Raw genomic sequence first — 12,049 nt, forward strand, 5'->3', positions numbered from 1 at the left:
ATAGCGGGAGAATGCCCCTAGGCGGCAGTCACGGCAAGCGCTGCAGCCCGGTGGTCACGTGGCAAGGTGTTCGGGCTTGAATTGAGGGCTGCTCAGCCGGTAGATGCCAATCTCCCCCAGCAAATTGGGCCACGCTTTGCTTGCCCAGCCATGACGGTGTTGATGGTCTACCGCCAAGCGGTCCAGTACCTGGGCATTGCGCTCCCGGCACAGGGTTTCGAAGTCCTCGAAGGTGCAGAAGTGAATGTTGGGCGTGTTGTACCAGGTATAAGGCAGGAATTCCGACACGGGCATGCGGCCCTTCGTAGCCAAGTGCCAGCGACAGCGCCAGTGGCCGAAGTTCGGGAACGTAATGATGCACTGACGGCCCACCCGCAGCATCTCTTCAAGAATACGATCCGGGTATTCCATGGCCTGCAACGCTTGCGTCATCACAACCACGTCGAAGCTGTCGCTGGCAAAGTTGCCTAGCCCCTTGTCGACGTTCTGCTCCACCACGTTAATACCTTTGCGCACGCACTCGTTGATGTTGTCAGGATCGATCTCCAGGCCATAGCCGGTGACGTTCTTGCGATCGTGCAGCCAAGCTAGCAATTCGCCGTTACCGCAGCCCAGGTCGAGTACCCGGCTACCGGCCGGTATCCAGTCCTGGATGATTTCCAAGTCGGCTCTCATGGGCACCTCAAAGCGCAATGTGGTTCATATAGCGGGCAAACGCCTGCAGGTACCGGGGAATCGGCATCAAAAAGGCATCGTGGCCCTGGGGGGCGTCGATTTCCAGGTAGGACACGTTTTTGCGGGCTGCCATCAGGGCATCGACAATTTCTCGCGAACGCGCGGGCGAGAAGCGCCAGTCGGTTGTGAATGACATGATGCAAAAGTTTGCCGTCACGCCCGCGAGCGTTTTGGCCAAGTCATCGCCGTGGGCGGCAGCAGGGTCAAAGTAATCCAGCGCCTTGGTCATCAGCAGGTAGGTATTGGCGTCGAATCGCCCCGAAAACTCTTCACCTTGGTAACGCAGGTAGCTTTCTACCTGGAACGCAACGCTATGGAAGTCGTAGGCCAGCTGGTCGTGTTTAAGCTCCCGGCCGAATTTTTCACCCATGGCGTCATCGGACAGGTAAGTGATGTGGCCCACCATGCGCGCCAGAATCAAGCCGCGCTTGGGAATCACCCCTTGGGCCTGGAAGTCGCCACCGTGGAACTCGGGGTCAGAGAGGATCGCCTGCCGGGCAACTTCATTGAAGGCGATGTTCTGCGCAGACAGTTTGGGCGCCGAGGCAATGGCTACACAGTGGCGCAGGCGATCAGGGTAGCTGATGGACCATTGCAGCGCTTGCATCCCGCCCAGGCTACCGCCCACTACGGCTGCCCACTGGGTAATGCCCAGGCGGTCCGCCAAGCGCGCCTGGCTATTGACCCAGTCCTCTACGGTAAGCACGGGGAAATTGGCCCCAAACGGCTTTCCGGTCTCTGGGTCCAGGCTGCTGGGGCCGGTGGAGCCATTGCATCCGCCGAGGTTGTTAAGGGAGACCACGAAGAATCGGTCGGTATCGATGGGTTTGCCGGGCCCAATGGCACTGTCCCACCAACCGGGCTTGCGATCCTCTTCGTGATGGTACCCCGCAGCATGATGATGGCCTGACAGCGCATGGCAGATCAGAACGGCATTACTGGCGTTGCTGTTGAGCTGGCCATAGGTTTCATAGACAAGCTCATAGCTGCCCAAGGCCCGACCACAGGCCAAGGGCAATGGGTCGCTGAAGTACGCGAGTTGTGGTGTGACTAAACCGACAGACTGTTCCGGGAAGACTTCGGACATCGACCCTGCCCTCACTTAAATGAGGCGTAAGGATAAGGAGGGGGGGCAGAGGGAGCAAGCGGTTGCTACGCAACCCCCATCACGCACGCGTGGTATTGGCCGCTAAGCTTCCTGTTGGCGTTGAACCCGGTACCGCTTGTAGCAGCCGAGCTTGCTCGCGACCGGCCGCACACTGGCGTTGAGTCCGATGCCGCTTGTGCGCCTGTTATTCAGATCAGCGTGCGTAAGATCTGCGGCATGCCGGTAGTGGCCGCCAGGTTGTTGATGACCAGCATGTCTAACAACTTGAGCGCCATGAATGCCAAAATCGGGGAAATATCCAGCCCGCCAAGGTTGGGCAGTATCCGCCGGAAGGGTGCCAACACCGGTTCGCAAATCTGGTTCACCAGCGCCGCGCCAGGGTTATGGCTCGCCGGTGCTACCCAGGACAGGATCACACTGATGATCATGGCGAAGAAGAAGATGTTCAGGAACAGCGCAGTGACCCCGATGATCGACCACACTAGCAGCTGCAACGGATTACCCGTGGTGCCGTAGGCCAGCAGCAGCGTAAGCGCCATGATGATCATCTGAATCACGATGGCCAATAGCAGCGAAGACATGTCCAGGCCAAACAGGCTGGGCACGATTCTGCGCAGCGGGCGAAGCAGCGGTTGAGTGGCCCGCACCGCGAACTGGCTCAAGGGATTATAAAAATCCGCGCGCACCAGCTGCAGTACGAAGCGCAGCAGCACAATCAGCAGGTAAAGGCTGCCGAGGGTTTGCAGCACATAAATCAACGCTGTGTTCAATCCAATCATCTAAGGCTCCTTTAGCGGCCGAGTTGTTCGGCCAGTTCCGCCGAGCGGTGCGCTGCCGCACCCAGGGCCTTGTTTACCAGTGTTTCGAAGCCGCCGGCCTGAAACGTTTTGATTGCAGCCTCGGTGGTACCTGCCGGGGACGTTACCCGGCGGCGCAACTCGCCGGCGTCCACGTCGCTTGCCGTGGCCATGTGTGCAGCACCCAATGCAGTTTGCAGGGTCAGCCGGGCGGCTATTTCCCGAGGCAGGCCCAGTGCTTCGCCAGCTTGGGTCATAGCCTCGATCAAAAGAAAGAAGTAAGCAGGGCCGCTGCCTGATACCGCCGTCACCGCATCGAGCTGCGCTTCGGTGTCCAGCCACACTGCCACACCCACTGCCGCGAGCAATTGCTCGGCAGCGGCTTTCTGTGCGCGTGAGACCTGCTCATTGGCATAGAGGCCGCTGGCCCCTTGGCCTACCAGTGACGGTGTATTGGGCATGCACCGCACTAGCGGGGGGTCGCCCAGCCAGTTGGCCAGGCTGGCGCAGTTGATACCCGCCGCGATGGAAACAACGAGTTGGCCAGGTTGCAGGGCAGGGCGCAAGGCTTCGCAAACGGCCTTCATGGCTTGAGGTTTTACGGCAAGCACAACGACGTCGGCGCCCGCCACGGCCTGAGCGTTATCGCCGAACGTAGCGATACCATGGGCCTCGGCGATGCGTTGACGGGTGTCGGCACCAGGGTCGCTGGCCGTTAGCCGATCTGCCTCAATGCCTTGAGCGCGCAGGCCACCGATCAGGCTGGCAGCCATGTTGCCAGCGCCAATAAAGGCAATACGGGGTGAGTGCATGTGAAATCCTGTCATTAGGTAGTCAAGCAGGGGAGGCAGGCGTGCCGTAATCGCGCGCGCCGAACAGTGCAGTACCGATACGCACCCAGGTCGCACCCTGTGCGATAGCGGCTTCGAGGTCGTCACTCATGCCCATGGACAAGGTATCCAGGCCTAGGTTTAAGGCCTCGCTCAATACCCTGACCCGGGCGAACACCGCGTTTTGTTCCTGCGCGCGGGCACTGGGTTCGGGAATCGCCATCAGGCCACGCAGCCGCAGCCTCGGCAACTTTGCCACCGCCTGAGCAAAGGCGGGTAACTCATCAGGTGAGCAACCCGCCTTGCTGGCTTCGCCGCTGATATTGACCTGCAGGCAGATATTGAGCGGCGGCAGGTGTTCAGGCCGCTGTTCGGCCAAGCGCTCGGCGATTTTTAAACGATCCACCGAATGCACCCAATCGAAGTGTTCGGCAATGGCACGGGTTTTATTGGATTGAATAGGCCCAATGAAGTGCCAGGTGAGGGCCAGGTCTGCCAGTTCGATTTGTTTGGCCAAGGCTTCTTGTAGGTAGTTTTCACCGAAATCACGAAGGCCGGCAGCATGCGCGTCACGCAGCAACTGCGCCGGCTTGGTCTTGCTTACGGCCAGTAGGTGGACGCTGGCTTCGCTTCGCTGAGCGGCGCGAGCGGCGGCGCCGATTCGGGCGCTCACCGAGGAAAGGTTGTCTGCTATGGTGGACATCACTTGGCGCCAGCGGCTTTAGGGGTCTGCGGCATTCTACCTGCTTGTCTGTTTTTGGGGAGCCTCATGGACATTACCGAGTTGTTGGCTTTTAGCGCGAAGCAAGGCGCTTCCGACCTTCACCTGTCGGCCGGCCTGCCACCGATGATCAGGGTGGACGGCGACGTGCGCCGGATCAACCTGCCCCCCTTGGACCAGAAAACGGTACAAGGGTTGATCTACGACATCATGAATGACAAGCAGCGCCAGGACTTCGAAGAGTTCATGGAGACTGACTTCTCCTTCGAGGTGCCTGGCGTGGCGCGCTTCCGGGTCAACGCGTTTAACCAGAACCGGGGCGCCGGTGCAGTCTTCCGGACCATCCCCTCAAAGGTGTTGAGCATGGAAGACTTGGGCATGGGGGATGTGTTTCGCCGTATTACCGACGTGCCCCGCGGCCTCGTATTGGTCACCGGCCCTACCGGGTCAGGTAAATCCACCACGCTGGCGGCAATGATCGATTACCTGAATAACCACAAGCATCACCACATCCTGACTATCGAAGACCCGATCGAATTCGTGCACGAATCCAAGAAGTGCCTGGTCAACCAGCGTGAGGTGCACCGAGACACCTTGGGCTTCTCTAATGCACTGCGCTCAGCGTTGCGTGAAGACCCAGACGTCATCCTGGTAGGGGAGATGCGAGACCTGGAAACCATTCGCCTGGCGCTAACGGCGGCAGAGACGGGTCACCTGGTGTTCGGCACCCTCCATACCACCTCGGCCGCCAAGACCATCGACCGAGTGGTGGACGTGTTCCCCGCCGAGGAGAAATCCATGGTGCGCTCAATGCTGTCGGAATCGTTGCAGGCAGTGGTGTCACAAACCCTGTTGCGCAAGATCGGAGGCGGCCGCGTGGCCGCGCACGAGATCATGATCGGCACCCCGGCCATTCGTAACCTCATCCGGGAGGACAAGGTCGCGCAAATGTATTCAGCCATTCAGACCGGGGGCAATCTGGGTATGCAAACCCTTGATGCCTGTCTCAAAGAGTTGCTGAGGAAGGGCTTGATCAGCAAGGAAGCCGCGAGGGAGAAGGCCAAGAGCCCTGACGCACTTTGACCCGCCCTCAGGGCTAGGGTCAGCGCTGGCTGACCCGCAAGGTGGCAGCGGCGGGCTGCTTGGGCAGTACCCGCTTGGCAACCACGTAATGGCTGTTCCAATAAGGCTTGTTGAGGGTGTCGATGGAGACTGACTTGCCCCGCCGAGGCGCATGAATGAATTTGTCATCGCCCAAGTAGATAGCCACATGATTGACCTGGCGCCCTTTGATTTTGAAGAAAATCAAGTCGCCGGGCTTGAGGTCATTACGGGCCACTTTGATACCGTGACCATCGGCCATGGCATTCGAAGTACGGGGCAGGTTGACGGCTTTTACGTCGTTAAAGGCGTATTTGACAAGGCCGCTGCAATCAAAACCTTTGCTGGGGCTGCTGCCACCCCACTTGTAAGGGGTGCCCAGTACATTCACGGCGCGGCTCAGTACGCTGTTGCTCTGGCGTGCTGCCATTTGAGCAGCGGCGACCTGCGCAGAGTGAGGCGCGGTTCGGCGCGCGATGTGCGCAGGGGTACGGGGTGCAGCGTGTTGTTTGCCCGCTTGGGCAGCGTAACCGGAAAAACTGGGAGGAAGAGATTGCTCACGGTTGGAGGCGTAAGCGGCCAGTGGACATAGTAGGCAAATGGTTAGCCATGTCTTGATCATTAGGTGCATTAGGCAGGGCTCAGTAGTGTGGCGCGAAACTTTATAACAGCTTTTTCTCCAGTTTCTTGGCCATTGGTCGAGGCAGGCAGGGGGGTAGCGAACCAAAATCTCGATTTTGGGTCTATGTATCCCAGCCAAGCCCCGTTCTAGCAGGCTTTGCCCAGATCATTGTGCTCCTGACCGCTTGTCGGACAGCGGCACAAAAGTCACACTACTTCCAAGAAAATTTAATAATCAGGAGGTTAGTGAACCCTTATGAATACCTATCAACCCGAGCCCAGGCTGCACGATACGCACAGCATCGTATTTGGCTACGCACTGTGGATCCTTGGATTTACCGGTGCCCATCGCTTCTATTACGGCAAGCCTGTGACCGGGACCTTGTGGTTCCTGACCTTCGGGCTATTTGGCATTGGCTGGCTGATCGACCTGTTTCTCATCCCCGCCATGGACCGCCATGCGGACCTACGCTTCCACAGCGGCCCTCTGGATTACAACATCGCGTGGCTATTGCTGACCTTCCTGGGCCTGTTTGGCATACACCGCCTGTACCAGCGCAAGTGGATCACCGCAGTGCTGTACTTCTTCACCGGCGGGCTATTCCTGGTAGGGGTGCTGTACGACTTCTGGACACTCAATGACCAGGTGTCGTTGAAGAATCGCGAGGCGTATCGGGAGTGAAGACGCAGGTGCCCTCAATCCCGTTGCAGAGGGTTTACGTGCGCAGCATAGGCGTGTACCGCAGCACCTTTAAGCGAGGCTAACTGCAATCACGGTGATGCCTGATGCTGGGCCTGAGATTCCAATCGCGCCTGCAAGCGAGTTTGGCCACCTATGGGGCGCACATCCACTCGCTTGCTCTGAACCCACTGCTGAACCTGCGCCTGACCTTCTTGGACTTTTACCACGCATTCGGCCAGTGAATGAGCATCCAGGAGGTTTGGGTCTTCCAACATTGATAACGGCAGGTTGTTGCGGGCGAGTAGGTTGTTCATCAGCAAAACTCCAAAGGTCCTGCAGTTTCCATCACCGAAAGGATGAAGCCGTTCGAGTTTTTGGCAAAGATGCACGATGTGAGTGAGCTTATCGTCGGGCCTGTCATGCATGCATTTTTCATAGTGCTGTATCCAGCGCGCAATGATAGTTTTCAGCGCTGGGCTTGAGATCGACGGGCGCATTACCATGCCAAACCTGTCAGGCTCAACAGCCCTCCACAAGGCTTCACGGTCGCCTGGCTGAACTTTTTCTAGATGCTGAATGAAATGCATGTGGGCTGATGGGTTTATTACAACCCCATAATCTGGTATTTCCTGACGGAGCTCACGAGAAAATGCCAACAGTTCTTCCTTGCCGGCAGGTGACATGTTGCTGCCCATTGTTACCGTGAACCCACCGCCCCACTCGTTGAAGCCGTCATCATTGGTCAAAGATAGGGGCTCGCAAGCTCCATGAAGAATAACTAACAGTCTACTATCTAAAGGATGATCCAGATGTTTCATCGAGACTGACCATGCCTTAAACATGTTATGCAAGTAAGCGTGTTCAGAGTCAAAGATAAAGGGTAGCATTGGATTTGTGCTTGCATGATTGAAATACCGCTCTATGAATAGCACACGTTGTGGGTCGACACACATACGCCACTGGTGCTCAGGCGCTATCTGTAAAAACGCAGCTTTACCAGCGAAGCCTTGTTGTTGAATACGATGGATATCGGCCAGCCGGAAGTCTACTTGATTAGTATCCATGTTAAGAATCAAATGGCCGCCCCTTGATTCAGCTGGAAGGATGGATAATAACGCCGGACTTTTTTTAGCTGATGCTAATGCTTCTCTTACCAACAAGTGGGCATTTTCAGGTAAATCATTTAGTGAATGCAGGCTGAGCCCACATTCACGTAAAGCCTTCGAAGCAGTTTCAAGTGCAGCGAGCATCAATGCATTGGATGGGGTAAACATGCCTGAAGTGGGGTCCTTACGCCCATCGAGCCAGGCAGCGAATGTTTTCTCAATCTGCGGATTTATATCGCTGCGCACTTTTTGAAGCAATGTCTCAAGACTATGGTTACCAATAAAAACGCCTTCTGGTACGAGCGCGGCGCCGGAAACGTGTTGGGATGTGCCTAATGGCGCAAGCATAACGAAGCTCTCATTCGAATGATTGCTATAGGTGGCTGCTGAAATGTATCAGTTCCAAGGCGGGCTATAGTGGGGGCCTAGTCTAGATTTCCCCCCACCACAGCCCCGAACACGTTAATAGTGACTTACGCTTCGTGGCTGATGTTTCCATTCAGCAACGTATAACGCACTGCGCCCGGCAGGCAGTGGCCCATGAAGGGGCTGTTTTCGCCTCGTGAGAACCAGCGCTCGCCGGCGACTGTGGTTGCCGACGGGTCGAAGACCACGATGTCGGCCGGGCCGCCTTCGGCCAGGCTGCCCGCTGGCAAGCGCAAGGCCTGAGCAGGCCCCGATGTCAGGCGCGCCAGTAGGGTAGGGACGTCCAGCAACCCTTCTTCTACCAGGGTCAAAGCCAGCGGCAGCAGCAATTCCACACTGCTGATGCCGGGCTCCGTCGCGCCGAACGGTGCCTGCTTGGCATCTCGTTCATGTGGCTGGTGATGGCTTGAAATCGCTTGTATCACGCCTGTACGGACTGCTTCACGCAAGCCATCACGGTCCTTGCGCGTACGCAGAGGGGGCTGTACGTGGTACAGGCTGGAGAAACCGGTAAGCGCTTCGTCCGTGAGGATTAGCTGGTAGAGCGCTACGTCTGCGGTGACCGGTAAGCCCCGAGCCTGGGCCTGGGCGATCATTTCGGCGCCACGGGCTGTGGTGAGCTGGCTGAAATGCGCACGCACGCCGCTTTGTTCCACCAGTAGCAAGTCCCTTGCAAGGGCCACGGTTTCTGCCGTCTCCGGCACCCCCGACAAGCCCAGGAAGCTAGCAGTCGGGCCTTCATGCGCCAAGCCACCGGCCGCCAGGTCCCGGTCTTGGGAATTGAACACCACCGTCAGGTCAAACGTGGCGGCGTATTCCAGGGCGCGGCAGAGCGTACGGGTATTGGGAAATCCATTCAGGCCGTTGCCGAAGGCTACGCAACCTGCGTCGCGCAGCGCGATCAACTCGGCCAGTTGCTCACCCTCAAGGCCCTTGCTAAGCGCGCCTACCGGGAACACCTTGCAGTGGGCAGCCTCGCGGGCGCGGTCCAGTACCAGCTCGGCCACCGCAGAGGTGTCCAATACCGGGCGGGTAAGCGGTGGACAGCACAGTGCCGTTACTCCGCCAGCAGCCGCAGCACGGGTTTCGCTGGCGATCGTGCCTTTACGGCTGTAACCCGGCTCACGTAGCGAAACGTTGAGGTCTACCAACCCTGGTGCAGCAATCAGCCCTTTGGCCTGTAATTGCGTTGTGGCCACGAACCCTGCCGGTGCAGCGCCGATGGCAAGCACCCTGCCGTCGGCCAGATGAAGGTCGGCGTGTCGATCCAGGCCTGAAGCAGGGTCGAGAAGCCGGGCGCCAATAATGCTCACACTCACTGGGTGATCTCCTGCTCGATCTGCCGCTGTGTCGCCTGGCCGCTCATGGCCATGGACAGCACGGCCATCCGTACGGCGATGCCGTAGGTCACTTGGTTGAGAATGACTGACTGAGGGCCATCGGCCACGGCGGATTCAATCTCCACGCCTCGGTTGATGGGCCCGGGGTGCATGACGATCGCGTCGGGTTTGGCCAGCGCCAGCCGCTGGGTCGTCAAGCCGAACAGCCGGTAGAACTCCCCCTCGCTGGGTAACAGCCCGCCCTGCATGCGCTCACGTTGCAGGCGCAGCATGATCACCACGTCCACGCCTTTAAGGCCTTGCGCCAGATCGGTGTATACCTTGACGCCGTACTGTTCCACGCCGACCGGCAGCAGCGTCTTGGGCGCTATCACGCGGATGTCCGGGCAACCCAGGGCCTTGAGGGCGATCATGTTGGAGCGCGCAACGCGCGAGTGCAGGATGTCGCCCACAATGGCCACGGAGAGGTCTTCAAAACCGCCCTTGTGCCGGCGAATGGTGAGCATGTCCAACATGCCCTGGGTAGGGTGCGCGTGGCGGCCGTCGCCCCCGTTGATGACGGCAACCTGCGGGCTTACATGTTCTGCGATGTAGTGGGCAGCGCCAGAATCGGCATGGCGCACTACGAACATGTCGGCGGCCATGGCTTCCAGGTTGCGCAACGTATCGAACAGTGTCTCCCCTTTGCTGGTGGAAGACGTAGACACGTTCAAGGTGATCACGTCCGCTGACAGCCGCTGTGCCGCCAGTTCGAAGGTGGTACGAGTGCGGGTAGAGTTCTCGAAGAACACGTTGCACACCGTTTTGCCACGAAGCAGCGGTACCTTTTTGACGGCCCTGGCACCTACTTCGAGAAAAGAGTCGGCGGTGTCGAGGATTTCGGTCAGCAGCTCGCGGGGTAACCCGTCGAGGGAAAGAAAATGCCGCAGCTGGCCTTGGTCATTTAGCTGCAACGGGCGCTTGGCGTTAGTCGGCATCATCGAAGGGACTCTTGAGAACTGAGGGCGGAGTTGATGGCCTGGCGCTCCAGAGCAAGTGGAGACGGGCCGGTCAATTTTACCCGCTCATCCGGGGCCAGGGCCAAGGTGGCGCCTACTATGTCTGGCCGGATCGGCAGCTCGGCGGCATCAAGGTCCAGCAGGCTGACGAGGGTCACGCTGGCCGGTCGGCCGTAGTCGAACAGCTCATTGAGCGCGGCGCGAATGGTGCGGCCGCTCATGAGCACATCGTCGATCAATACCAAGTGCTGCCCTTCGATCTCGAAAGGCAGCTCGGAAGGGCGAACCTGCGGATGAAGGCCATTCTGGCTGAAGTCGTCCCGGTAGAAGGAGACATCCAGGGTGCCTAGCGTGGCGTCGCTACCCAGGTGTTCGAGCAACGCCTTGGCGACCCACACGCCGCCGGTCCGGATGCCGATGAAACGGGGCGCCTCAATGCCACGGCTTTGTAGCCGAGCCGCAAGGTTAGCGGCCATTTGACTGATCAGCGCGTCGGGGTTGGGTAGATTCAAGGTCATGCAAGCTCCAGTAAAGAGCCCGGCACCGCCAGCGCGGCCCGGCGGGGGTCAGGAATTGGAAAGAAGCGCGGCGTTGGCCTCCAGCCAGCCCTCCAGCAACAGACGGGCAGCAATGGCGTCTACAGGGTTGTCCCGGTAGCTGCCGCCACGCTGGCCACGGGCCATTTGCTCGCCCTTGGCTTCGAAGGTGGTAAGGCGTTCGTCGTGGGTATGGGCTGGCAGGTTGAAGCGGCCATTGAGTTGCCGGGCAAAGCGCTCGGCGCGGGCACTCATGTCACTGGGCGTGCCGTCCATGTTCAAGGGCAGGCCTACCACCAGTGCATCAGGCTTCCACTCCTTGATCAGTGCCTCTACGCGCAGCCAGTCCGGCACGCCATTCTGAGCCTTGAGTACGCACAGCTCGCGCGCCTGACCGGTGATCACCTGGCCGACGGCAACGCCTATCTGTTTGCTGCCGTAATCGAACCCCATCAACATGCGAATGGTCATCAGGCGTGCCCTGCCTGGCTGGTCAGCAGGCTCAGATTAACGCCCAGGCGCGCCGCGGCCGCTTCAAGGCGCTGTTCGCTGGGCACGGCGAACAGGATGTCTGCCTCGAACGGGCAGGTAAGCCAGGCATTTTCTGCCATTTCGCTTTCCAGCTGCCCCGCTTCCCAACCTGCATAACCCAGGGTAATGAGGCTGTTCACTGGGCCCAGGCCGTCAGCAATGGCGAATAGCACATCCTGGGAGGTGGACAACGCGATCCCGCCTAGCTCGACCGTGGCGTCGTACGTAGGGCCGCTGGTGTGAAGCACGAAGCCACGGTCCATTTGCACGGGGCCGCCGGCATACACCGGCACCAGTTGTGACGTCAGCGGTGGCGGGCTGTCTGGCCGCAACTGCTCAAGGATATCGGCCAGATTAAGAGACTGCGGACGGTTGACCACAAGGCCCATGGCACCACGTTCGGTGTGTTCGACGATATAGGTCAAGGTGTGAGCAAAGTTCGGATCAGCCATGTGCGGCATGGCGATCAGGAACTGGTGCTTGAGGTAACTCGTTTCGAGGGTCTTCATGCGCGTAG

Annotated in this window: 14 protein-coding genes; 2 read left to right on the forward strand and 12 right to left on the reverse strand. The window is 58.9% G+C overall.

Features of this window, described 5'->3' with window-relative positions; all coding sequences use genetic code 11:
• Positions 1-54: 54 nt before the first annotated feature.
• The 5 genes from metW to AC4LE2_RS01460 form a co-directional block, all read right to left on the reverse strand.
• Complete coding sequence (metW, locus tag AC4LE2_RS01440; protein WP_491823646.1) at positions 55-675, reverse strand: methionine biosynthesis protein MetW; 621 nt, start codon at positions 673-675, stop codon at positions 55-57.
• 7 nt (positions 676-682) lie between these two features.
• Complete coding sequence (gene metX / locus AC4LE2_RS01445; protein WP_491823648.1) at positions 683-1,822, reverse strand: homoserine O-succinyltransferase MetX; 1,140 nt, start codon at positions 1,820-1,822, stop codon at positions 683-685.
• Between the two features lie 209 nt (positions 1,823-2,031).
• Complete coding sequence (locus AC4LE2_RS01450) at positions 2,032-2,622, reverse strand: YggT family protein (RefSeq protein WP_491823650.1); 591 nt, start codon at positions 2,620-2,622, stop codon at positions 2,032-2,034.
• Positions 2,623-2,633: 11 nt separating this feature from the next.
• Entirely contained in the window at positions 2,634-3,452 is an 819-nt protein-coding gene (gene proC, locus AC4LE2_RS01455; RefSeq protein WP_491823651.1) for a pyrroline-5-carboxylate reductase, read from the reverse strand.
• Between the two features lie 22 nt (positions 3,453-3,474).
• Positions 3,475-4,173 carry a YggS family pyridoxal phosphate-dependent enzyme gene (locus tag AC4LE2_RS01460; RefSeq protein WP_491823652.1) on the reverse strand — a complete coding sequence of 233 codons (699 nt, stop codon included), beginning with the start codon at positions 4,171-4,173 and terminating at the stop codon, positions 3,475-3,477.
• A gap of 66 nt (positions 4,174-4,239) precedes the next feature.
• Here AC4LE2_RS01460 and AC4LE2_RS01465 point away from each other — a divergent pair, with 66 nt between their 5' ends.
• Positions 4,240-5,274: a type IV pilus twitching motility protein PilT gene (locus AC4LE2_RS01465; RefSeq protein ID WP_491823654.1), complete on the forward strand. Its 1,035-nt coding sequence runs from the start codon at positions 4,240-4,242 to the stop codon at positions 5,272-5,274.
• Positions 5,275-5,293: 19 nt separating this feature from the next.
• Here AC4LE2_RS01465 and AC4LE2_RS01470 read toward each other — a convergent pair whose 3' ends face one another.
• On the reverse strand, positions 5,294-5,923 hold the full coding sequence (locus AC4LE2_RS01470; RefSeq protein WP_491823656.1) for a C40 family peptidase: 630 nt from the start codon (positions 5,921-5,923) through the stop codon (positions 5,294-5,296).
• Positions 5,924-6,169: 246 nt separating this feature from the next.
• Here AC4LE2_RS01470 and AC4LE2_RS01475 point away from each other — a divergent pair, with 246 nt between their 5' ends.
• The gene (locus AC4LE2_RS01475) at positions 6,170-6,595 is read left to right on the forward strand and encodes a TM2 domain-containing protein (protein WP_491823657.1); all 426 of its coding nucleotides are present in this window, start codon (positions 6,170-6,172) and stop codon (positions 6,593-6,595) included.
• A gap of 89 nt (positions 6,596-6,684) precedes the next feature.
• Here AC4LE2_RS01475 and AC4LE2_RS01480 read toward each other — a convergent pair whose 3' ends face one another.
• The 6 genes from AC4LE2_RS01480 to AC4LE2_RS01505 form a co-directional block, all read right to left on the reverse strand.
• On the reverse strand, positions 6,685-8,049 hold the full coding sequence (locus AC4LE2_RS01480) for a Fic family protein (protein WP_491823659.1): 1,365 nt from the start codon (positions 8,047-8,049) through the stop codon (positions 6,685-6,687).
• Positions 8,050-8,174: 125 nt separating this feature from the next.
• Complete coding sequence (locus AC4LE2_RS01485) at positions 8,175-9,446, reverse strand: dihydroorotase (RefSeq protein WP_491823661.1); 1,272 nt, start codon at positions 9,444-9,446, stop codon at positions 8,175-8,177.
• Entirely contained in the window at positions 9,443-10,444 is a 1,002-nt protein-coding gene (locus AC4LE2_RS01490) for an aspartate carbamoyltransferase catalytic subunit (protein ID WP_491828021.1), read from the reverse strand. Before AC4LE2_RS01490 ends, AC4LE2_RS01485 begins: the two co-directional genes overlap by 4 nt.
• Entirely contained in the window at positions 10,444-10,977 is a 534-nt protein-coding gene (gene pyrR, locus AC4LE2_RS01495) for a bifunctional pyr operon transcriptional regulator/uracil phosphoribosyltransferase PyrR (RefSeq protein WP_491828022.1), read from the reverse strand. The genes AC4LE2_RS01490 and pyrR overlap by 1 nt, the downstream gene beginning before the upstream one ends.
• A 54-nt stretch (positions 10,978-11,031) precedes the next feature.
• Entirely contained in the window at positions 11,032-11,472 is a 441-nt protein-coding gene (gene ruvX, locus AC4LE2_RS01500; RefSeq protein ID WP_491823663.1) for a Holliday junction resolvase RuvX, read from the reverse strand.
• The gene (locus AC4LE2_RS01505; RefSeq protein ID WP_491823665.1) at positions 11,472-12,041 is read right to left on the reverse strand and encodes a YqgE/AlgH family protein; all 570 of its coding nucleotides are present in this window, start codon (positions 12,039-12,041) and stop codon (positions 11,472-11,474) included. The genes ruvX and AC4LE2_RS01505 overlap by 1 nt, the downstream gene beginning before the upstream one ends.
• Positions 12,042-12,049: the final 8 nt, after the last annotated feature.

The sequence above is a fragment of the Pseudomonas sp. 9.3L genome (genome assembly GCF_058536285.1).